Source organism: Pseudomonas hefeiensis, from assembly GCF_030687835.1.
Lineage (GTDB): Bacteria > Pseudomonadota > Gammaproteobacteria > Pseudomonadales > Pseudomonadaceae > Aquipseudomonas > Aquipseudomonas hefeiensis.
The window spans coordinates 4,170,090-4,193,489 of record NZ_CP117449.1 but is presented as its reverse complement, the minus strand read 5'-3'; the positions used below and the strand labels follow the sequence as shown (position 1 = coordinate 4,193,489).

The following is a 23,400-nucleotide window of genomic DNA, read 5'->3' as shown; positions in this document are numbered from 1 at the left end:
TGGGAGCCCCCCGGACGCGCTGTTTGCCGATCAGTCGCGTTTTCTTTACTGCCTTGTCCGGCTGAAAGGCCCGGTTTTAAAGGCTTTCGGCCGAACGTAAAGACAATAAAAAAAGCTGTAAAACCTGAATAAATCGATCAAAAAGGCCTGAAATCAGCGTTTTTTATCGATGCACGGCTCTGTCCAAAGACCCGTGTTCTTACTTTTTAGCCTTGTTATCGGCCTTGCATTTTGCAATCTCCCCCAGTGCTTTTTGCTGCAGCTGTGGGGTTGCCTTGTTGTCCATCAAGGCCTGAATGTCGGCTGCCGGGTAGGACTTGATCGCATCGGCGCCACAGGCGCAATGAGACTTGGCCGCTGCCGCGCCGATCTGTGGCGTTGCCGCCTCAGTGCACTGGGCCATGTATTTCTCACGCTCGCCTTTAGGCCATTCGGCGTGGGCGGTCAGTGGAAGCAGCAGGGCGAGGGGGGCGACTACTGCAAATAAGGTGTTCAGACGCATGCGAAGATGCTCCTTTCGGGTCGATGTCTTGTTATCTGAGGCGTAGCGGACGGTTCAGTTCAGCACTCTGGCATAAAAACCGTGGATTTACGTCCGCTTCAATCCGGGCGCGGCGATGACCGTTCATCTGTGCTAGCATGCCGGGCTCGGGTATTTTCAGGCTCCGGAGGACAACAGGTCCCGGCGGCGGCAAATGTTCGATTAACCCTGATTTGAATCCCAGTCACTCTGGTTCGGTTTTCCCGGTTGGCCGCAAGGCTCCTGCCGCTGTAAGGCAGGCGTTCGTCATTGAATGGCCTGGACTGGATCTTGTACTGGCTCATCCCAACCCACGTGACCTTTGGTAGGGGTCACCACTAGGAGAGGAGGCGCCATGCCAACTATTACTCTTCCCGACGGCAGTCAACGTTCATTCCATCACCCGGTTTCCGTAGCCGAGGTCGCAGCATCCATCGGCGCGGGCCTGGCCAAGGCCACCCTGGCTGGCAAGGTCAACGGCAAACTGGTCGATGCCAGCGACGTCATCGACAGCGACGCCACGCTGCAAATCATCACGCCCAAGGACGAAGAGGGGCTGGAGATCATTCGCCACTCTTGCGCGCACCTGGTTGGCCATGCGGTCAAGCAGTTGTATCCGAGCGCGAAGATGGTCATCGGTCCGGTCATCGACGAAGGCTTCTATTACGACATCGCCTTTGAGCGTCCTTTCACGCCGGAAGACATGGCGGCCATCGAACAGCGCATGCAGCAGCTGATCGAGAAAGATTACGACGTCATCAAGAAAGTGACCCCGCGTGCCGAAGTCATCGAGGTGTTCAAGGCGCGTGGCGAGGATTACAAGCTGCGTCTGGTGGAAGACATGCCGGACGAGCAGGCCATGGGCCTGTACTACCACGAAGAATACGTCGACATGTGCCGTGGCCCGCATGTGCCGAACACCCGCTTCCTGAAGTCTTTCAAACTGACCAAGCTGTCCGGCGCCTATTGGCGCGGCGATGCGAAGAACGAGCAGTTGCAGCGCGTCTATGGCACGGCCTGGGCCGACAAGAAGCAACTGGCGGCTTACATCCAGCGTATCGAGGAAGCCGAGAAGCGTGACCATCGCAAGATCGGCAAGCGCCTGGGCCTGTTTCACACTCAGGAAGAATCCCCGGGCATGGTGTTCTGGCACCCGAACGGCTGGACCCTGTACCAGGTGCTCGAGCAGTACATGCGCCAGGTCCAGCGTGAAAACGGCTACCTGGAGATCAAGACGCCGCAAGTGGTGGACCGTAGCCTGTGGGAGAAATCCGGGCACTGGGCCAACTACGCCGACAACATGTTCACCACCCAGTCGGAAAACCGCGACTACGCCATCAAGCCGATGAACTGCCCGTGCCACGTGCAGGTGTTCAACCAGGGCCTGAAAAGCTACCGCGAGCTGCCGATGCGCCTGGCCGAGTTCGGTGCCTGCCACCGTAACGAGCCGTCGGGTGCGCTGCACGGCATCATGCGCGTGCGTGCTTTCACCCAGGACGATGCGCATATCTTCTGCACCGAAGAGCAGATGCAGGCCGAATCCGCTGCCTTCATCAAGCTGACCATGGACGTCTACCGGGACTTCGGCTTTACCGAAGTCGAGATGAAACTGTCCACTCGTCCGGAAAAACGCGTCGGCTCCGATGAATTGTGGGATCGCGCTGAAGCGGCACTGGCCGCAGCCCTCGACAGTGCGGGCCTTGCGTACGATCTGCAACCGGGCGAAGGGGCTTTCTACGGGCCGAAGATCGAGTTCTCGCTGAAAGATTGCCTCGGTCGTGTCTGGCAGTGTGGTACCCTGCAGCTCGATTTTAACCTGCCGATCCGTCTGGGCGCCGAATACGTGTCCGAAGACAACAGTCGCAAGCACCCGGTCATGCTTCACCGCGCGATCCTCGGTTCCTTCGAGCGTTTCGTCGGGATTCTGATCGAACACTACGAAGGGGCATTCCCTGCGTGGCTGGCGCCGACCCAGGCAGTGATCATGAATATCACTGACAAGCAGGCAGATTTTGCCGCTGAAGTCGAAAAAACTCTCAACCAAAGCGGATTTCGTGCCAAGTCCGACTTGAGAAATGAAAAGATCGGCTTTAAAATCCGCGAGCATACTTTGCTCAAGGTTCCCTTTCTCTTGGTTATCGGAGATCGGGAGGTCGAGATGCAGACTGTCGCTGTGCGTACTCGTGAAGGTGCTGACCTGGGCTCGATGCCCGTCGCCGAATTCGCTGAGTTCCTCGCGCAAGCGGTTTCCCGGCGTGGTCGCCCAGATTTGGAGTAATTATTATTAAGCGTGAAATGAGACAAGATAAACGAGCTGCACCGAAAGCCCCGATCAACGAGAATATCTCGGCACGCGAGGTTCGGTTAATTGGTGCTGAAGGTGAACAGCTTGGGATTGTGTCAATTGAAGACGCGCTTCTTAAGGCTGAAGAGGCCAAACTGGATTTGGTGGAGATTTCCGCCGATGCAGTACCCCCTGTTTGCAAACTGATGGACTACGGCAAATCGATCTTCGAAAAGAAGAAGCAGATTGCCGCGGCAAAGAAAAACCAGAAGCAGATTCAGGTAAAAGAAATCAAGTTTCGTCCAGGGACGGAGGAAGGGGATTACCAGGTAAAACTGCGCAACCTGGTACGTTTCCTGAGTGACGGGGACAGGGCCAAGGTATCCTTGCGATTCCGCGGCCGTGAGATGGCCCACCAGGAGCTGGGGATGGAACTCCTCAAGCGGGTTGAACAAGACCTGCTCGAGTACGGTTCGGTCGAACAGCATCCTAAGATGGAAGGACGCCAGCTGATCATGGTCATCGCCCCGAAAAAGAAGAAGTAATCAACAGGGCACGGCAGGCCTTGCGATTATGTTTATCAACTGAATGCGGAGTATCCGAACATGCCAAAGATGAAAACTAAAAGTGGTGCTGCTAAGCGGTTTCTGAAAACTGCTAACGGTATCAAGCACAAGCACGCTTTCAAGAGCCACATCCTGACCAAAATGTCGACCAAGCGTAAGCGTCAACTACGCGGTAGCAGCTTGCTGCATCCGTCTGACGTGGCAAAAGTCGAGCGCATGCTGCGCCTTCGTTAATTTTTGGATCAAGAATAGAGGAAGTAACTCATGGCTCGTGTAAAGCGTGGCGTCATTGCCCGTAAGCGTCACAAAAAAATTCTGAAACTTGCTAAAGGCTACTACGGCGCGCGTTCACGCGTATTCCGTGTTGCCAAGCAAGCGGTAATCAAGGCAGGCCAATACGCCTACCGTGACCGTCGTCAGAAAAAACGTCAGTTCCGCGCTCTGTGGATCGCTCGTATCAACGCTGGTGCTCGTGTTAACGGTCTGTCCTACAGCCGTTTCATTGCCGGCCTGAAAAAAGCGTCCATCGAGATCGACCGTAAGGTTCTGGCTGATCTGGCAGTGAACGAAAAAGCGGCGTTTGCTGCGATTGTCGAGAAAGCTAAAGCCACCTTGGCTTAAGTACCCCCGACAGTCACCCGGTCTCACCTCTGTGGGGCCAGGTGTTAAACGTCATAAATAGGGGAAGAGCCTTCAAGCTCTTCCCCTATTTTGTATCTGGAGTCTGTACATGGAAAACCTGGATGCGCTGGTCTCTCAAGCACTAGAGGCTGTGCAAAGCGCTGAAGATATCAATGCCCTGGAGCAAATCCGGGTTCACTACCTTGGCAAGAAGGGCGAGTTGACTCAGGTGATGAAGACCCTGGGGAACCTGCCGGCCGAAGAGCGTCCGCAGGTCGGTGCGCTGATCAACGTTGCCAAGGAGCGTGTCACAGAGGTCCTCAATGCGCGCAAGGCGTTGTTCGAGGAGGCGGATCTGGCTGCCAAACTCGCCGCCGAGTCCATCGACGTGACCCTGCCTGGCCGTGGCCAGACTTCCGGAGGCCTGCATCCGGTTACCCGGACCCTGGAACGTATCGAGCAATTCTTCACCCACATCGGCTACGGCATTGCCGAAGGCCCTGAGGTCGAAGACGACTATCACAACTTCGAGGCGCTCAACATCCCAGGCCATCACCCGGCCCGGTCGATGCATGACACCTTCTATTTCAATGCGAACATGCTGTTGCGCACCCATACCTCGCCGGTACAGGTCCGCACCATGGAATCGCAGCAGCCGCCGATCCGCATCGTCTGCCCAGGCCGTGTGTACCGTAGCGACTCCGATATCACCCATTCGCCGATGTTCCACCAGGTCGAAGGCCTGCTGGTTGATCGCGACATCAATTTCGCCGACCTGAAAGGGACTATCGAAGAGTTCCTGCGGGTGTTCTTCGAGAAAGAACTGGCAGTGCGTTTCCGTCCTTCGTACTTCCCGTTCACCGAGCCATCCGCTGAAGTCGATATGGAATGCGTGATGTGCAGCGGTAAAGGCTGCCGCGTCTGCAAGCAGACCGGCTGGCTGGAGGTCATGGGCTGCGGCATGGTTCACCCGAACGTGCTGCGTATGTCCGGGATCGATCCGGAAGAGTTCTCGGGTTTTGCTTTCGGCATGGGCGTCGAGCGTCTGGCCATGCTGCGTTACGGGGTAAATGACTTGCGCCTGTTCTTCGACAACGACTTGCGGTTCCTTGCGCAATTTCGCTAAGCCGCAGACCCGTAACGAATCTAATAGGAGAGCAGGATGAAATTCAGTGAACAATGGCTGCGCGGCTGGGTAAGCCCGCAGGTAAGCCGGGACGAGCTGGTTGCTCGCCTGTCGATGGCCGGTCTTGAGGTCGATAGCGTGACGCCGGCCGCCGGTGAATTCAGCGGTGTCGTGGTGGGCGAGGTGCTGAGCACCGAGCAGCATCCGGACGCTGACAAGCTGCGGGTTTGCCAGGTCAGCAATGGCACGGAAACCTTCCAGGTGGTCTGCGGCGCGCCAAATGTGCGCCCGGGCCTGAAGATCCCGTTCGCCATGATCGGTGCCGAACTGCCGGGTGATTTCAAGATAAAGAAAGCCAAGCTGCGTGGCGTCGAGTCCAACGGCATGTTGTGCTCCCAGGCCGAACTGCAGGTTGGCGAGGGCAACGATGGCCTGATGGAGCTTCCGGCAGATGCGCCGGTTGGCCTGGACATCCGTGAATACCTGGGTCTGGACGATGCGAGCATCGAGGTCGACCTGACACCGAACCGTGGTGACTGCCTGTCCCTGGCCGGTCTGGCCCGTGAGGTTGGCGCGTTGTATGCCGCCCCGGTAGTACGTCCAGCGGTGGCGGCCGTTGCGGCGGTGCATGATGAAGTGCGTTCGGTTGAAGTCCTGGCGCCGGCGGCATGTCCGCGTTATCTGGGTCGCGTCATCCGTAATGTCGATCTGTCCAAGCCGACCCCGCTGTGGATGGTCGAGCGCCTGCGTCGCGCCGACGTGCGTAGCATCGACGCAGCTGTCGACATCACCAACTACGTGATGCTGGAACTGGGTCAGCCGCTGCACGCGTTCGACCTTGCCGAAATCAACGGAGGCATCCGCGTGCGCATGGCTGAGGAAGGCGAGAAGCTGGTGTTGCTCGACGGTCAGGAAGTTGCCCTGCGCAGCGATACGCTGGTGATCGCCGACCACTCCCGTGCGTTGGCGATTGCCGGCGTCATGGGTGGCGAGCACAGCGGCGTGTCCACGACGACCCGTGATGTGTTCCTTGAAAGTGCGTTCTTCGACCAGATTGCGGTGGCTGGCAAGGCCCGTTCCTATGGCCTGCATACCGACGCCTCGCACCGCTACGAGCGCGGCGTGGACTGGCAACTGGCTCGTGAAGCCATGGAGCGCGCCACTGGCCTGCTGCTGGAAATCACTGGCGGCGAAGCCGGCCCGATCATCGAAACCGTCAGCGAACAGCACCTGCCCAAAATCGCACCGGTTACCCTGCGTGCTCAGCGCATCACCCAGATGCTTGGCATGGAAATGGAGCCGGCCGAAGTCGAACGCCTGCTCAGTGCCCTGGGCCTGAACATCAGCGCCGATGGGGCAGGGCAGTGGCGTGTCGAAGTACCAAGCCATCGCTTCGATATCAGCCTGGAAGTCGATCTGATCGAAGAACTGGCCCGACTGTACGGCTACAACCGTTTGCCGGTCCGCTACCCGCAGGCGCGCCTGGCCCCACAGGCCAAGGCCGAAGCCCGTAGCGACCTGCCGGAGCTGCGCCGTCTGCTGGTGGCCCGTGGGTATCAGGAAGCGATCACCTACAGCTTCATCGATCCGCGTCAGTTTGAACTGTTCAACCCGGGTGCCGAGCCGCTGTTGCTGGCCAACCCCATCTCCAACGACATGGCCGCCATGCGCTCGTCCCTGTGGCCAGGCCTGGTCAAGTCGCTCCAGCACAACCTGAACCGCCAACAGGACCGCGTACGTCTGTTCGAAAGCGGCCTGCGTTTCGTTGGTCAGTTGGAAGGGTTGAAGCAAGAGCCGATGCTGGCCGGTGTCGTTTGCGGCAGTCGTTTGCCGGAAGGCTGGGCGCAAGGTCGCGATGTCGTCGACTTCTTCGACGTCAAGGCTGACGTGGAAGCGGTGCTGGGCTTCGCCGGTGCGCTCGACGCGTTCACCTTCGTGCCGGGCAAGCATCCGGCGTTGCATCCGGGGCAGACAGCGCGCATTGAGCGTGATGGGCGTGAAGTCGGCTATGTCGGGGCGATTCACCCTGAACTGTCCAAGACCCTGGGGCTTGATCGTCCTGTGTTCGTTTTCGAGCTGGTTCTGGGCGAAGTTGCATTGGGGAAAATGCCGAAATTCCAGGAGTTATCGCGCTTTCCTGAAGTGCGGCGTGACCTTGCGCTGCTGGCCGATCGCGACGTTGCATCCAGCGCCGTACTGGATGTAATCCGTGAAAATGCAGGCGAATGGCTCACGGACCTCAGGCTATTTGACGTGTATCAGGGTAAAGGCATTGATCCGCATAGAAAAAGCCTTGCAGTCGGCTTGACCTGGCAGCATCCATCGCGCACTCTTAATGACGATGAGGTGAATACCGCAACGCAGAATATCCTCACCTCGCTCGAAAACAGGTTGAACGCCACGTTAAGGAAGTGACGTATGGGGGCTCTGACGAAAGCTGAGATGGCGGAACGTCTGTATGAGGAGCTGGGCCTGAATAAACGGGAGGCCAAAGAATTGGTCGAACTGTTTTTCGAAGAAATCAGGCACGCTCTGGAAGACAACGAACAGGTCAAATTGTCCGGTTTCGGCAATTTCGACCTGCGGGACAAGCGCCAGCGGCCTGGCCGCAATCCGAAAACGGGTGAAGAAATCCCGATCACGGCTCGCCGTGTGGTCACCTTTCGTCCAGGGCAGAAGTTGAAGGCCCGAGTTGAGGCTTATGCTGGAACCAAGTCATAACGACGAGCTACCCGTCATCCCGGGCAAACGCTACTTCACCATTGGTGAAGTCAGCGAGCTGTGTGCGGTAAAACCGCATGTGCTGCGCTATTGGGAGCAGGAGTTTCCTCAACTCAACCCGGTCAAGCGCCGCGGCAACCGCCGGTACTATCAGCGACAAGACGTGCTGATGATCCGGCAGATCCGCGCGCTGCTGTATGACCAGGGGTTCACCATCGGCGGAGCGCGCTTGCGCCTCTCCGGTGATGAGGCCAAAGACGATACAACCCAGTACAAACAGATGATCCGCCAGATGATCGCCGAGCTTGAAGATGTGCTGGTGGTGCTCAAGAAATAAATTTCTGCTTTTAAATCTTCCAGTTTTCAAAAGCTTGCGATATATATTCCTGAGCGTTCCGTTGAGAGACGGAACAAGATTCACGCCTAGTCGGGGCGTAGCGCAGTCCGGTAGCGCACTAGCATGGGGTGCTAGGGGTCGAGTGTTCGAATCACTCCGTCCCGACCATATTTTTCAATGACTTAGCCCGATCTGAAAAGGTTGGGCTTTTTCATGTCTAAAAAATACTCCCACATTTACTCCCACGGATATCTTGGATCTCGGTAGATATGCCACTTGAGAGGCGTTCGACTCTCGTTTCCCCCGGGCAGGTCGTATCAGTACAAGATCCTGAAGGCGCGAAGACGCTTGTTAAAGGGTTGCCGATTTGGAGAGCGGTTGCGGTTGATGCAGAGTCGCGCCGCAAAGCGTGGTAATCCCGAAGTCTGTAAATACAGTCAAGGTCGTTCTCTCCAAAGAACATTTTGACTAGGCTCTAGAGCGGGAGTTACAGGTCGAAAAAATTCGCTATGCCCCCATTCGCACCGGGTGTACGAGCGATCGCGAATGGCGATTTCTGACAGGGACCAGGATGGATTCGGATGGCTTTCGGTGTACCTCCATCGCAGATTAGACTTTTTGGCCTCGATCTTCGGTTGATGAAGGCAGAGCGGGTGGCGGGTTTGAGCGCTGCTTTTCAGGGTACACCTAAGATGATGTTCACTGATAGCATGTGGCCACTGACTAATCAGCGCTGATTTTCACATTCAATGTGGTGAATGCAATGGCCGATGCTACAGGGAAGTACTTAGACGTCTATCAAAGCTGGCAGCAACACCTCTTCAATTTCAACCTGGCAGTCCGGGAAACCAATACGCCAGGCTTGCGTAAGCCTCAGCTTGCCGCCCTATACGCTTCACTGGGCCACCTGGTGATGTCTCCGGCCACGACCGCAACGATCGTGATGCCAACGGGTACCGGCAAGACCGATACCATGCTTGGTTTGCTTATCGCAGGGCGGTTGGCAAGGACATTGGTACTCGTCCCGTCAGATGCCTTGCGCTCCCAGCTTGTCGAAAAATGCCTCGGGCTGAAAAAACTTCGGGAGATCGGTGCTGTTTCTGCCACAGCACTTAACCCTGTGGTGAGGGCGATCGGCTCAGGAATGTCGGCTGAAGATGTGCAACAGCTTGCCGAGGCGAATGTAATTGTCGCTACCCCGCAAGCATTGCAGCGATTCGACACAGAGTCCCTTCAAGCCTTAGCTGAGCTCTGCAGCCACCTGATCATCGATGAAACGCATCATGTGGCCGCCATGACGTGGGGCAGGGTGAAAACCGCGTTCAAAGAGAAGCCATGCCTGCAGTTCACTGCTACGCCTTTCAGGGAGGACAACCAGCCTCTTGAAGGCAAAATTATCTACAACTACCCGTTGAAGGATGCGCAGATCGATGGCTACTTCAAAGCGATCGAATTTCACCCGGTGCGCGAATACAACCTGGAACTGGCTGACCAAGTGGTTGCTGATAAGGCGGTAGAGTTGTTACGAGGCGATCGAGAACAAGGCTTCGACCACCTACTGATGGTACGTGCACGATCTCAAAAACGGGCTGAATCCCTGTTTGAACTCTACAAAAAGCATGAAGACCTTTCACCCATTCTCATCCACAGCAAGGTGCCGAATCGGGTCAAACTGCTGGGTGAAATTGTCGAGAAGAAATACAAGATCATCGTCTGCGTGGACATGCTGGGCGAAGGCTTTGACCTGCCTGAGTTGAAAATCGCGGCTATTCACGACCAGCATCGCAGTCCGGCCGTCACCTTACAGTTCATCGGTCGTCTAACCCGGGTTGATGACACTTTAGGTGATGCCAAATTCGTCTCGAACATCGCCAACCAGAAAGTCGATTACCAGATGTCGGTGCTTTACAAGGAAAGTGCTGATTGGAGCGCCGTGATTCGAGACGTGAGCCATGACAAGATCGCCCGCGAGGTCGAGAAGGAGACATTCACTGAGCAGTTCCCAGATGATGCTGACTCCGAGGACATTTTCGGGTTGAACCCCAACCCCAAAATCAGTGCGATCGCCTACCATGTGGAGCGCGACCAGTGGCGGCCAGAGAAAGCCAACCACTTCTCGCAGAAGAAAGAACCGCTGCAGTTCCTTTCTATCAACGACGATTCAGACACCATCATCATGGTGACGCGACGAGAATCTCCCGTCGGATGGGCTCAGACATCAGCGATCGTTGACACCAACTGGATTCTCTACCTAGCGTACTACCACGCGCCCGACAAGACGCTATTCATTCACTCCTCCGGTGATGAGTCGCAAGCGACGCGGTTTTTGAATTTGATTGCAAAAGATGCCAGGCGAATCAACGGCGAGCCTACATTCCGAACTCTGCACGACATCAAGCTCATGAAGCTGCAGAACGTAGGGCTGTCCAGGACACGCAAGGATCTGAGATTCACGATGCACGTCGGGCGCGACATCAATACCGTCATCAGTGAAATCGAGAACGGCACGGCGAAGAAGTCCAACATCTTCGCGACGGGCTACGAAGATGGACAGCGCACCACCGTTGGCTGCTCTCACAAGGGGAAAATCTGGGAGATGAACTCTTCCAGCATCATTTACTGGATTGAGTGGTGCAAACGTGCCTCGCAGAAACTCAACGATGCCACGATCAACCCTTCTGAAGTGCTCAAGGATGTGATTCGCTCGGAGAAGATTGAGGGAGCCTGGCCAACTGGACTCTTCTATGCTGATTGGCCTGAGCCCATTGCGATCGAAAACGAGCAGAAAATTTCGCTGGCGCTCAATGGTGAGATCTTCAACCTGCTTGATGTCGAGCTTGGCAAGCCTCAGCGGACCGACGATCTGACACTAGAAGTGCCCGTCATCGCCATAGCAGCAGATGGCACGGAGTGTCAGCTTCCTGACATCACGATACGGTTACTGAACGACAGCTACAAAGTCTCCTGCCCTGGGGTGAAGATCATTTTCGCTGAAGAGAGCTCGTTTGAGCAGTACCTGGATGCGAACCCTTTGGTCCTGCTAGCCGTAGACGGTTCAATGGTCGAGGGTAATTACCGGTTCTACACACCCAATAGTTTGGACTTGAAGCTTCCTATAGCGCTGATTGAGGCTTGGGACTGGGGGACGACCCAGATCCACAGCGAGTCCATGAGGGCAACTCGTAACATGGACACCGTCCAAGGGTTCACCTACAGCCAAATCGAGGACGACTATGCATTCATTTTCAACGATGATGGCGCAGGTGAGATTGCGGATTTGGTGGCAATCAAAGAAAGCAAGGACGCAATCTTTGTCGACCTTTACCACTGCAAGTATTGCCCCCAAAAAGATCGGCCTGGTGCTCGCGTGAACGATGTCTACGAGGTCTGCGGCCAAGCGTCACGATCGGTGAAGTGGCTGCACACCGAGGAAAAATTCTTCAATCGATTGATGGGGCGGTACCAGCAATCGCTGCCGAAAGGGTTCGACAGAATCCTCAAGGGTGACCCAATAGATTTGGAGCTGCTTCGCAACAAGTGCCACGACCACGAGATGATTTTCAGATTCGTGATCGTACAGCCTGCCATTTCGGCAGCGAAAATCTCCGCTGATCAGCTTGCTGTCCTCGGCACCAGTTACTCCTACATTAAGAACGTATCTGGTTCAGATGTCCGGGTCGTAACCAGTGCCTAACAGAAAGGGGGGGCACCATATTGCCTCCGGCTTCTTGGCCAGGTGAATCTGGAGATAGGGCGGGAAGGTATTCATTGATCAAAGAATTTTGAGGCCTCGGAAGTGGGGCAGGAGCAAGGATGGCCCAGTCAAAGAGAATCAAAGTAATGCTGTCCAGTCGTTGTAACGATCGCTTTCCCGCGGACAGCGATCAAACGCTCAGCAATATCCGAGAGCAACTCAAACGTGAGATAGAGGGCACGAAGCTATTTGGCAAACAGGTATTTGAAGTTTGGATTAACGAAGATGCACCTTCTGCGGACGGAATGCAGGACAGCTGGGATGCCTGTTTGCAAGCCGTGAGGGATTGCGATGTGCTACTGGTGCTGTCCAATGGCAATGCCGGCTGGGCCAGTGGTGACGGCGACATTGGTATTTGCCATGCGGAGTACATGGAGGGACTAGCCACTACTCGGGGGAAGGTGCGCTTCATCGCTATGCCAAATATCCCAACAGGCGATGGCCAGGTAGCTGAGACAGCACGTAATCAGCGCTTCCAGGCCTTTATTGCACAACAGACACCCTTCAGGGGTGGAATGGTCTCAACCGTTGAGCAATTGCGTAGCCGCGTTCAGGAAGCGCTTCTCGATGCGTTGGTCGTTCTGACCCAGCGCGGTGTAACCGCTGCGGCTTCGAGCCGTTTCGATATGGGCCAGGCGCTGGATTGGACACGGATGGACTTCCGTCAGCGCAAACGAGCGATGGAAGCGGTGTTACTGCAGGCGCTCAATGGTGGCAAAGTCCCTGCTAGCGAAGCGTTAGCCATTGTTCCAATTGCTGGAGTGAATGTCGTTGTGTTTGTCCATGCAATCCCGGCTGCGTTCACGGTTGCTGCTGCGCGTGAGCTGGTGGGTAAGCCTTTTCTGCGTGACCATGAGCATGCTGATCTGTTGAAAGGTGCAGAAGGACCGTTGCATTTAATCGCCTGTCACCGTGGAGCAACAGAGACTCAGGCCACTACGTTGTTAGGCTTTCCTGATGCTACGGTTGTAAGCGGTTCCTTCGGTATTTTTGTCGCTGATGATGTACAGAAAGTACAGTTTGCCTTCCTGGCCAACTGTCGCGATGCGTCGCAAACGCGCCATGCGCTCCAGCGTTTTAGGGAATGGTTGGATCAAACAGGTGAAGCGCAAATTCTGGCCAAGAGAGCCGCTTCACGCGCCAAGATTGTCAAAGTTATTGCCGCCGAACTTGAAGGGAGATAACAGGGATGTCAAAAGCACTTTTTACTGTGGGGCCCGTGTTGTCATTCCGAGGCGTAAGCCAAACCGGGCAGTGGCAGGTGACCGCGTTAGTCGGAGTTGTAGCTGGCGCCGCATTTCCTGTTCTTTCTGTTGACGGCCAGTCTTGTCCGGCGCCGAAGGTTTTGCTGGAGCGTCCGAAAGAAACCATCCTTCGTTACGACCTGAGCTGTGATCAGCAGGCGCAGGAGCGAACGGTTCAGTTTGGTCTAGGGCAGGGAGGGCCGCAATGGCAGTTCTCCATTCCCGGACAAGACTATGCCCCAAGAATGGCCTACGTCTCTTGCAATGGCTTTTCGGATCCTAGTGGAATGCGCAAGTTAGTGCGCCCTGAAAACGCCGTCTGGGCTGACCTGATCAGCAACCATGACAGTGACTTGCGTGCTGCGAGTTACGTGCTGGACAAGGAGCAGCTTTGGCACGAAGGGCGAATCCATGACAAGGGGTTGAAGCGGTTCCACTTGCTGCTGATGGGGGGTGATCAGATTTACTTTGACTCGATCTGGGAGGATGTGAAGCCTCTCAAGAAATGGGTCGGAATGTCGCGCAAGGAGCAGTTGGCGTTCAAGGTGAGCGTGGCGCTGGAGAAGGAGATCGAATCCTATTATTTCGGGCTCTATGCCAATCGTTGGCTGCCTGATACTCGGCGTGACTGGGGGCACTCCAAACCGAACCTTGATGCCGCTGATGCGATGGCGAGAATCCCTACGGTGATGATGTGGGACGACCACGACATCTTCGACGGTTGGGGGTCCTACAGCCCGGCTATGCAGCACTGTGAGTTATTCCAGGTGTTGATGCGTCATGCGCGTAGGGCGTTCTGGGTGTTTCAGTTGCAGCATGCCGTTGATGATTTGCCGCCGTTGCAATTGCTCCAGCGTGCAAACGTTTCCCAGCAGGATCCACAGTATGAGCCGATGCAATGGAGTGCCCGATTAAAGGGAGATCGATTGGCCTTGCCGCTCTTGGATGGTCAGCCGGGCTTTAGTTTCGGCTATCACTTGGGGCCGGTATCGTTGTTTGTTGCTGATCTGCGCACTGAGCGTTCACGTACCCAGGTACTGGGGGCCGATACCTGGACTGCTATGCAGGCTTGGCTCAACACGCTCCGTGACGGTAAGCCTGCTTATCCTGGAAGCAAATGTCAGCACTTGATCTTCCTGTCCTCGGTTCCGGTCGCGCACCCCAAATTGTCGCTGGCTGAAGGGTTGCTCGATACGTTTGGGCAGGATCATGTGCTCGACAGTAATGCTGATGACCTTAAGGATCATTGGTCGCACGGGGATCACGAGGGGGAGCGTAAGCGACTCCTGGAGTCGCTGACTCGTATTGCTGAGCAGAGAATGCTGCGTGTATCCATTGCTTCTGGGGACGTGCATGTCGCGGCCTGGGGCAGTTGCTACCGAAGGGATATTCCGCCAACGTCGAACTGGGCGCAGATTCAGCAATTTACTTCGTCAGGTGTGGTGCATCCGTCGTTGATTGGAGTGGCCGAACGGCTTTTTCTTCAGTTGCTGAACCATACCGCCAGCAAGGTCCAATCCATCGATGTGCAGCACTGTGTCGAGATGATGTTGTTCCCCGGTTTTAATCGGTATGTGATGCCGGCTCGGAACTGGTTGGCGTTTGAGCTGGACATGGGCGGAGAGACGGGATGCAAACTGTGGGCGACTTGGCGTTGTGAAAATGAGGTAGGGTTTTCCAATCATCTGCAAGCGGTGCACCCGGCTCAGAAATGAGCTCCACAATTGCAAAGTAGTTGTATCGTTCATGATGGCGGTGTTCTGCAAACGTCTGCCCTGCTTTTCGAAGACTCTCAGGGTCGCAAAAAAACTTCATCTGGGCTCTGGCTGGGGGGGCAGACATTCGGATCGTAAATTTTGCCCCCAGGTTTGCCCTCGTTCGCACACGATGTGCGGGCGATAGCGAAGGGGGATTCTTAACAGAATTCCAGGATGCCATCGCGTTGAATCCGCACGTGCTGGAAGTCTTCATGGTGGAAGATCGGGATTCAGGAAAAGCAGGCTTAACTAGAAATAACATCGGACACTGTCGCTCAAATTTAAAGTGTGCGTCCCCTCGAGTTGCGCTGCGTCTGAAGTCAGGCTATGCGAGCAAGGTCGGACAGTATAGATTTGAGAAGATAAGGGAGTGAAGCACAGCATGACCCTTTCGATCACTGATCAGGTCAAGAAGGGCTTTGAGAAAGCCAAAGTGAGGGACAACGGTGAGTGCTACTAATGCGATCAACCGGATCGATAAAATCGCAGCTGAATCAGGTAGGCGAGATGTTTCTCCATGGGGGGCGCTTGACGCCTGAGACACTCACTCGACTTCTAGCCTCTATGAACGCCGCCAGCTTTCTAGTGGTCTGCGGCTCTGGGCTTTCCATGGATCCTCCTAATAATCTGCCGTCAGCTAGAACAGTCGAAAAACGCTGCATCGACAAATTCTGTCTTGATTCGGATGCAAATTGCGACGCCACAAACGCGGAAATCCATCTTACGCCAGTCGGCGTTCTACGTGTTGTTGCTACTGCATGAAGGACGAGGGTGTGCTAATCGAGTCTTCTGTGCTGCCCGAACGTAGAGCCAACGGCCCTTGGACCGATCTGGCGCTCCACACCATCGGCTGGCGCGCGTTTCAGGATCTATGCTCGCAGGTATGCGAGGTCGTGCTCGGCCGGCCCGTGGAAATCTTCCGCGAAGCTCAAGACGGCGGTCAGGACGCGGTCTTCCTCATTTCTGCAGAAAACGACGCCCTGTTGATCGGAACCGTGCAATGCAAGCATACGTCCGATGCCGCAAAGGCGTTGAAGCTCAGTGATCTCACCGCCGAGATCGCTCATGTCGAGGAGCTGGTCAAAGCCGGCCAAGCAGAAACCTACGTCTTCATGACGAACATGAGCGTAGATGCGCCTGTCGCAGCCGCAATGCGTGCCAAACTCCGCGCGCTTGGCGTGCGTAAGCCGCACATTCTCGGTCGCCAGTATATCGTCCGTGTTATCAGGAGCAGCGCGCGCCTCCGGGCCCTCGTTCCGCAGGTCTACGGCCTAGGCGACCTCACCTCGATCGTAGATGAGCGGCTCAGCGAGCAGAGCCGGGCGTTGCTTGACAGCTGGATTCCAAAGCTTCGCACCTATGTGCCTACGCAGGCTCATCGCGATGCGGTCAACGCTATCTCTGAGCACGGCGTAGTGCTGCTACTCGGTAATCCCTCTAGCGGTAAATCAGCGATTGGCGCCATCGTGTCGACCATAGCGTCGGAAAATCCAGACAACACCGTACTTGCTCTGACCAGCCCACGCGACTTTGAGGCCGGTTGGAATCCTAATGATCCAGGGCGCTTCTTCTGGATCGACGATGCCTTCGGCTCCAATGTGCTACGCGACGACTATGTGCAGGACTGGACGTCTGCCTTCTCCAAGCTGCGGGCCGCGATCAAGCATGGCAATCGATTTCTTCTAACTTCCCGAAAACATATCTATGAAGCGGCGCGGCGCCGGCTCGGGCAGCGCAACCTTGCCCAATTCGCAGACGGTAGCGCCGTGGTGGATGTTGGCGAGTTGACGTTCGAAGAGAAGACGCAGATTCTCTATAATCATGTAAATTTCGGTGAGCAGAGCCAGAGCTGGCGATCGAGCATCAAACCGCATCTAGCCGCTGTAGCTGCGGTTCGCGATTTTCTCCCTGGGATCGCCGAACGTCTCGGCGACCCAAACTTCACCAAGGGCCTAGCGCCCCGCGAAAGCTCACTCGTACGCTTTATGGAGGAGCCGACAGAGCATCTGATTGATACCGTCAACGCCTTAGATGATCAGCTGCAGGCCGCGCTCATCCTCGTGTATGTCCATCAGGCCGGATTCGATCCTAACGATCATGACGTTTCGGCCGCACAGGCGGTCGCTGAGCTGACTGGGTACACTCTCACTAAGATTCAGGATTGTTTCGCTGAGCTGAAAGGCTCGTTCCTGAAGCTTTCGGGATCAAAATGGACCTTCGCCCATCCGACGATCTCCGACGCCCTAACGGAGATTCTGCGCCAGAAGCCCCATATGATGGCGGCGCTCATACGAGGCGCGACTATCGACACCATTCTTAGTAGCTTCACATGCGAGGGCTCGCCGCTCATTCGAGATGCGCTTGTCATCCAGACAACGCTCGACGACGCTCTGGTCGCACGACTTGGCCGCACGCCCGACGAACTACACCGCAATTGGATGCTGTTCCACTTCCTTTCCTATCGTTCAAGCGAGGCCGTGTTCATCAAAGCCGTCGAGCAATTTCCCAATCTACTTCGACGGCCATGCTGGCAATCTGACCTCACCAGCAACGATCCCCGGATCGCCACCTATGCACGTGCTCATCACCTCAGCGTCTTGCCTAACGATCTGCGCTCTGAGGTAGCCGACAGGCTGGAATCTGCCGTGCTCAACGGTCTCGACGTCTCCTTCTTCGACGAGCCACAGATGCTAGCGGTCATACCGCCGCTAAGGCTTATCGGTGTGGGATTGGCGCTGCGGACAACTGTGCTGCCGTCGCTCGAAGAGAGGATCGATGAGATCGCTGCCGACGCTGACTTGGACGAAGAGCCTGACAGCCACTTTAAAAAGCTTCTCGGCGTGCTTGATTGCATTGAGACGATTGGTGTCGACGCGGACGCCACGGCTTTGATCGACGACGCGCGCGATCACGTGAAACGCTCAGTCGAGGCGCTTGAAGAGCGCAAGCGCCAGCATGATGAAGGCTCCGAAGACGAAGCGGATTGGACGCACATCGTGACGCCAAAGAAGGAGGAAGCTCCGGCTTCCACCCCCGTCGTGACAAAGCGCTCGGTGTTCGACGATGTCGACAAATAAACGTCGAGACATCAAGCAATCGCACTCCGACGCGTCGGACACATCCTTCTCAGATCGCGCGGAAGCAAGGCGTCCCCTGCGAGGCGCGGCCGCCGCTCAAGCCGGTTTCGACTATCAGCTAGACGTCTCGATCCTCGCAGCCCTGCAACTCCTCCTCATTTCCAAAGCGGCTACGCGCCTGGTGCTGGAACCGGCAAACGAGGAAGATCTGGAGGCAGATCTGGAGCCCAACGTGCCAGGACGGGTACAACCCAGTGCGACTGTCTCTGGCGGATATAAGCTTGTCATCCAAATCAAAATGGACAGCGGCGAGCCCTGGTCGGTCGTAGATTTCGAAGGTCTGCTCAAGCACGGCTCCGACAAAAAAGGTGGGCGCCGAAAAGCACTGCATCATCTCGACGATCCGAACACCCGCTATCTGCTCGTGACCAATGCCGACGCCAAGGGAGTCGCGCGTAACCTGCTGGTCGAAGGCTTCGAAGAGGTATCCGACAAGGCAAGCTTCCCTCCGAGACTTCATGCCACACTGAAAGCTTCGCCCGAAGGCCGCGTCGCGATCTGGGGCAGGCTCACCGAAAAGCAGCTCGCATCCGATACCCGGGAACTGATGTCGGACCTGCTGCATGTTCCGAAGGTCGAGCAGCAAAATCTGATCGCAACGCTGCGTCTCGAAGCCAAGCGGAGGACCCGAGGCAGCACGCCCGGTCTATGGACGAGCGACGATCTTCTCGCGACGGTAAGGACGCACGGCGGGTTCCTGGCCAGCTCTGCCAGCCTTGAGCATTTCGTGGCGCCTGCGAACTTCGATGAGATGCTCAGAATCCTAAGCGACAAGAATGCAGTTGTGATTATGGGCCCTTCAGGTACGGGCAAGACGCAGGCGGCGTTCAAGCTATGCGATATCGCGCGACGGCGCGATGGTGCGCTGGAAGTTGTTACCATCGGCGCGGACGATTCGCCGACCAGCGTGCGTAAGGTCGTTAACAACGGATCGACACTCTTCTATGTCGATGATCCGTGGGGCCAATTTAGCCTACGCGGGGGCAGCGAAGCATGGACCGAGCAGCTGCCGCGCCTGCTCGCCAAGGCCACGCCTGATCACCAGTTCGTCATCACGTCCCGCAGCGACATGATGCAGAGCGCCAAAGTCGGGGTGAGTCTCAATACGTGGTCGGTCGAGTTGGATGCCGGCCAGTATCGGGATGGTCAACTCCGCGACATTCATGACAATCGCATGGATCAGCTACCGGCCGCTCTGCAAACCAAGGCGTACGCGTTTCGCAATGAGGTACTAGACAAGCTTGGGACGCCGCTCGAGATAGAGCTGTATTTCGCCCACATGCAAACCGGCCCGGATGCCGGGGAAGAAGACCATGTCTTCTTTCGCCGGCTGCTCGAGTTGGCGCAGCGCGATGCGGTGGAAGGTGTCGTCGTCAGAGCTCTATCATCTATCGACACTAGCGGAACCTCAGCCATCGTTTGGGCGCTGCTGGCGGCGCGGGGCCAGTTCGACCGCGCCCGACTTCACGCTCTTCAACGCACCCTACGTGGACTTGATCGAGCGCTAGGCGATGGCTTGGATCGCCTCGTAGACCGTATGGTCGCGGCCCGCCATCTGCGGCAGCCGGCCCGCACGATCGCCTTCGCTCATCCGAGCGTCCGCCAAGGCTTTGAGGCCTTCGCAAGGGGCTGCTGGGGGCAGACCGAGTTTGCGATCGAGACCCTGATCTCCGCGCTCGTTCAGCTGCCGTCAACGCAACGCAGCTGGGGCATGGAAACGGCAGCCAGAGTTTATGAAGTTGCTCGCACGTTCGCTGGCCGACAGGACGTTGACCAAGACTTCGCAATTGACTCCAACAGCCAGGAAGCGATCGATGCCTGGCTGGACGAAAGTCTCATGGACCCCGCCTCCAAGTTCGCACCATTGCTGGAGCTGGCGTCCGAGGTAGGTAGCGATGCCTCGATACCAAGCCGCGTGGCGCGATGGCTGTTGAAAGGTACACAGCGGGGGGCTTCCTTCTTCACCCATAACTGGCAGCCGCCGGTCTTTGACGATGCCTGGTATGACTCTGTGTCCGCGAGCCCCATCGCGACCGAAGTCGCCGCCCGATTTATTCGTGAGGAGCTTGGTTTCGACCGAGGGGACTACGGAGTGGACTTCGCCAAGCGGCTCGATCGCTTCGCACCCAACCTGACCACCGCCTATCTCGACGCCGCGCACGAGATGGTCGGCCACGGCTTCGAGCTTAACGCCAATGCTGTCGCGGCCGGCGCCATGCGCGATCTAACAGGGTTCGAGAGGATAGTGCAGGCTGCGTTGGACGACCTCGCGAGCATCCACCATCAACACGCTAAGAGTGGCCGAGAGGAATGGCGTGCAATTGAGGATGGCGAACGGGACCATGCCGCTGAAGAGGCCGCGCAGTCGAACCATGACGGCGACGGGTACACATCCGGTGTCTTCATCGACGCCTACATCCGTCAGCTTCGCGTAGAGGGTCGCTGGCTGGTCCTTGCCAGCCATCCGCGCGTAGCGGAGTTGGTCCGTGCCTGGGCGCAGGCGCTCTTAACCTCCCCCGGACCGGTGGGTGAAGACGAGCTTCGAGCGATTCTCGTAGCGGGCAAGAGTATGGATGAGGAGCCATATGTCTGGGCGGCAGCGCGAGAGCAATGGAACGCAGCGCTGGAGCCTACGCTTACGGCGCGGATCAGCTCAGTTCCCTCTGAGGTGGATCTGTGTGACGAGCTTGCGCTCACAGCTTTGAAAGTCGCACCAAAATCCCTGGTCGCCGCATTCCAGGAGAATAGTGGACAGCCTGATCGACAAGTCACCCTGCTAACTGCCATGCAGCGCGCCCGCCGGCAACTCGGGAAAGACAGTCACGCGGCCACCCTAAGGCTGATCACAGGCGCGCTTCCAAGGGAACTAAAGGAAATCTACAAAGCGCTCCCGACCAGGAAGCGGAAAGCTCGCAAGGTCAACGGTCCGACGCTCTCATTCCTGACGGCTTGTGCCTCGCAACTCGATGCGGATGCGCTCGACCTTGTCGTGCCGGTCATCATCGCAAGCAGTGGCGACGCTTCGCCAGCGATCATCCAATGGCTGACCATTGCCAGCCGTACAGAGCATGCCGTCAGTGCGACCGAGGCGGCGATTGCGATTGGCGATACCGTCCTTATTGAGGCTGCGCTTCGCCACCAGCGCGCCGATGCTCGCTGTACGGCGCTGTTTCATCTTGCGCCGACACTCCCGGATCCCTTGCCGCCTGCAATCCTCACAATGGCATCCGATCCTGGCAGTCGCGTTCGCCGCGCCCTAGTCGCCCTGCTTGCAGAACGGCCGCACCCGGATCACCTCAAAACGCTGTTGTTTCTGATGCATGACACTTGGTCGAGCGCTGAACCGCACTACGACGAGCCCGAAAGCTTTGATATTGCGCAAGAGGCGGTCGTTGCCCTTGCAGTGAACGGTCCCTTATCCGATGCAATCGGCAATACTCTTCTCGATCTTGCCGCCACAACGGTCGACCGCGCGCTTAGCCAAAATGCCCTGATCGTCGCAGCGAATTGCTGTAGCGCCAGAATCCAGCAGAAAATATCGAACCTCGTCAATATTCCGGAAGCCCGCTGGATACGCCTCGACGCCATTGACGCCCTGGCCGACGCCGATTCCGTAGACCCTAGCATTGTCGCGCATCTGACATCCGCGTTTCTGCTGAGTTCGCCGCCAATCCTTGCGGCGTCAGCGGCTCATCTCGTCGGCGCCCATGCTTCCGCGGAAAATGCCCTTAAACTCTTTGAGCGGGTCGCCAGCTCGAACAAGCGACGCGCTCTGCTGCTGGTTGGCGCCAACGCCATGGCCAGGCGCGATCGTACGACTGCCGATCGAATCCTCGATCTGCTGGAACCGGATCATCCCGGACGTCAATTGTTGATGGCTTCCGAACCTCTTTCAGCCTCCATTCTCGACAATCTCGGCAAAGTTCAGTTGAGAGAAGCTGTCCGAAAGCGGCTTGGAGATCGCATTGTCGTTCCTTGACCGGCGCAGAGAACGGGCAAGCACAAGTCCGCTAGCTGCTTGATCAATACAGACTTAAACCTCTGCTTCCCAGGGGCGACGCACGAATCGGATATAGACGCCCAGGGCGTCAACTGGTGACGAGTATTTCCTTACCCCGACATCGGAGCTGATGAGAAGGATCGGTGCACTCGGTTCCGCAGGGACGTCAGTGACCAACCAAGGGGCGAGACTTGGCACTGGCGGCTGCAGGAAAGCTGTCTCGCGGCGTAGCCCCAGTGCCTCACGTACGTTTTCCTTCGAGGAGCTGCGCACGTCTTTGCAACTGATGCCCGCAAAGATCTGCGAGTGGGACGGGCGCTCTCCTGCGCCTGGCTCAAGTACACAGACGTCAAGCTCGTGTCGGGCCTGGCGGGGGGCCTTGCCCGGAACTCCGCCGTTATGCGCCCAACTCAGCGACTCAAACTCGACCGAGGTCCAAGCTTCCCCCATTGTCTGTCCAGCGGCGTCGAGCAGATCAAAGTGCGAGAATCTTTTGCGATCGGCCAGAGCTGGTTTACTCGCCACTACCACCTCTGACGCCTTACCTCCCTTAGATGGTGGTCGATGAATGATCGACCCTTTCGGGTGCGCACTCCGAAATACCCGCAGCAAACGAGCAAGAACCAGCATTTCGTACAATTTGTCGCGAGCCATCGCTTGTAGCTGAAGGGGGGGAGGCGCTTTCGCGGCAATGTCGAAGAGCGCGCCCACAGCTTTGACCAAGTCCGGTGGTGCGGGTTGGTTCTTCTTTTTCTTCTTGACGCCTGCCGCGATGGATGGAGTCGTACTCATAAATCCTCCTTGGTCTCTCGTGGGAGAAATTCGAGCAACGCTCCCCGCAACGCAATTTGCTGCTTCGTCGGGCGCCGTCCAAGGTTACGTCGTAGACTGGTTTTTCGGTTACCGGTGCGCATCTGCATTGACTCGACCTGCTGATCGCGCGCGAGCACCTCGTTGAGTTCGCGGCGAACTGCTTGCTCGGTTCCGCTGTTCACTGGAAAAGCGAGCACCATCAGTAACGACAGAGCTTCTTCAAATCGCTCTTTGGTCTCGTTGCGCCTCGCGGGTTCCGCGTTGGCACTGCTTAACCTTTTATCTTGGAGCTCCTCCCCAACGGGCTCGTCAGGCTCGACTGGCGCGCTGAGCTTGGCCAGCTCCATGAACTGGTGCATCAATGGCCCCTCATACGTGCTAGCTCGTAGATGTATCTCGCGAAGCGCCTGTTCCAGGTCGTCCTCACCTTGCAATGTGATCCGCATGCTTCCTCCATGAATGTTTCAGTGTCGCGGCTCTGGCGTCGCGAGGGTGATGGGTTACGGAATAGGGATGGTCG

The 23,400-nt window shown here is 56.8% G+C and carries 16 protein-coding genes and 1 tRNA gene; 14 read left to right on the top strand and 3 right to left on the bottom strand.

Features of this window, described 5'->3' with window-relative positions; genetic code table 11:
- Positions 1-199: 199 nt before the first annotated feature.
- On the bottom strand, positions 200-502 hold the full coding sequence (locus PSH57_RS18805; RefSeq protein WP_305384780.1) for a hypothetical protein: 303 nt from the start codon (positions 500-502) through the stop codon (positions 200-202).
- Positions 503-875: 373 nt separating this feature from the next.
- Between PSH57_RS18805 and thrS the strand changes: the two genes are divergently transcribed.
- The 14 genes from thrS to PSH57_RS18735 all read left to right on the top strand — a co-directional run bounded on the left by thrS (position 876) and on the right by PSH57_RS18735 (position 22,046).
- On the top strand, positions 876-2,798 hold the full coding sequence (gene thrS, locus PSH57_RS18800) for a threonine--tRNA ligase (protein ID WP_305444703.1): 1,923 nt from the start codon (positions 876-878) through the stop codon (positions 2,796-2,798).
- Positions 2,798-3,349 (top strand): translation initiation factor IF-3, encoded by a 552-nt coding sequence (infC, locus tag PSH57_RS18795; protein ID WP_214913249.1) that lies wholly within the window; start codon positions 2,798-2,800, stop codon positions 3,347-3,349. Before thrS ends, infC begins: the two co-directional genes overlap by 1 nt.
- Positions 3,350-3,409: 60 nt before the next feature.
- Positions 3,410-3,604, top strand: coding sequence for a 50S ribosomal protein L35 (rpmI, locus tag PSH57_RS18790; RefSeq protein ID WP_002553160.1), 195 nt, complete (start codon positions 3,410-3,412; stop codon positions 3,602-3,604).
- A 30-nt stretch (positions 3,605-3,634) separates the two neighbouring features.
- The gene (gene rplT, locus PSH57_RS18785; protein ID WP_002553161.1) at positions 3,635-3,991 is read left to right on the top strand and encodes a 50S ribosomal protein L20; all 357 of its coding nucleotides are present in this window, start codon (positions 3,635-3,637) and stop codon (positions 3,989-3,991) included.
- A gap of 109 nt (positions 3,992-4,100) precedes the next feature.
- Complete coding sequence (pheS, locus tag PSH57_RS18780) at positions 4,101-5,117, top strand: phenylalanine--tRNA ligase subunit alpha (RefSeq protein WP_047229332.1); 1,017 nt, start codon at positions 4,101-4,103, stop codon at positions 5,115-5,117.
- A gap of 36 nt (positions 5,118-5,153) precedes the next feature.
- A complete protein-coding gene (pheT, locus tag PSH57_RS18775; RefSeq protein WP_305384775.1) occupies positions 5,154-7,532 on the top strand; it encodes a phenylalanine--tRNA ligase subunit beta in 2,379 nt (792 codons plus the stop codon).
- Between the two features lie 3 nt (positions 7,533-7,535).
- Positions 7,536-7,838 carry an integration host factor subunit alpha gene (gene ihfA, locus PSH57_RS18770; RefSeq protein ID WP_002553164.1) on the top strand — a complete coding sequence of 101 codons (303 nt, stop codon included), beginning with the start codon at positions 7,536-7,538 and terminating at the stop codon, positions 7,836-7,838.
- The gene (locus PSH57_RS18765) at positions 7,819-8,175 is read left to right on the top strand and encodes a MerR family transcriptional regulator (RefSeq protein WP_003179985.1); all 357 of its coding nucleotides are present in this window, start codon (positions 7,819-7,821) and stop codon (positions 8,173-8,175) included. The genes ihfA and PSH57_RS18765 overlap by 20 nt, the downstream gene beginning before the upstream one ends.
- A 91-nt stretch (positions 8,176-8,266) precedes the next feature.
- Positions 8,267-8,343 (top strand) — tRNA-Pro (locus PSH57_RS18760).
- Positions 8,344-8,938: 595 nt separating this feature from the next.
- On the top strand, positions 8,939-11,869 hold the full coding sequence (locus PSH57_RS18755; RefSeq protein WP_305384774.1) for a DEAD/DEAH box helicase: 2,931 nt from the start codon (positions 8,939-8,941) through the stop codon (positions 11,867-11,869).
- A 119-nt stretch (positions 11,870-11,988) separates the two neighbouring features.
- Positions 11,989-13,113, top strand: coding sequence for a DUF4062 domain-containing protein (locus PSH57_RS18750; protein ID WP_305384772.1), 1,125 nt, complete (start codon positions 11,989-11,991; stop codon positions 13,111-13,113).
- A 5-nt stretch (positions 13,114-13,118) separates the two neighbouring features.
- Entirely contained in the window at positions 13,119-14,888 is a 1,770-nt protein-coding gene (locus PSH57_RS18745) for an alkaline phosphatase D family protein (RefSeq protein WP_305384770.1), read from the top strand.
- Between the two features lie 833 nt (positions 14,889-15,721).
- The gene (locus PSH57_RS18740) at positions 15,722-18,007 is read left to right on the top strand and encodes an nSTAND3 domain-containing NTPase (protein ID WP_305384769.1); all 2,286 of its coding nucleotides are present in this window, start codon (positions 15,722-15,724) and stop codon (positions 18,005-18,007) included.
- Entirely contained in the window at positions 17,994-22,046 is a 4,053-nt protein-coding gene (locus tag PSH57_RS18735; protein ID WP_305415989.1) for an nSTAND3 domain-containing NTPase, read from the top strand. The genes PSH57_RS18740 and PSH57_RS18735 overlap by 14 nt, the downstream gene beginning before the upstream one ends.
- A gap of 54 nt (positions 22,047-22,100) precedes the next feature.
- On the opposite strand, the gene PSH57_RS18730 is transcribed toward PSH57_RS18735, so the two are convergent.
- Positions 22,101-22,859 (bottom strand): hypothetical protein, encoded by a 759-nt coding sequence (locus PSH57_RS18730; RefSeq protein ID WP_305384766.1) that lies wholly within the window; start codon positions 22,857-22,859, stop codon positions 22,101-22,103.
- Positions 22,856-23,326 carry a hypothetical protein gene (locus PSH57_RS18725; protein WP_305384765.1) on the bottom strand — a complete coding sequence of 157 codons (471 nt, stop codon included), beginning with the start codon at positions 23,324-23,326 and terminating at the stop codon, positions 22,856-22,858. The genes PSH57_RS18730 and PSH57_RS18725 overlap by 4 nt, the downstream gene beginning before the upstream one ends.
- Positions 23,327-23,400: the final 74 nt, after the last annotated feature.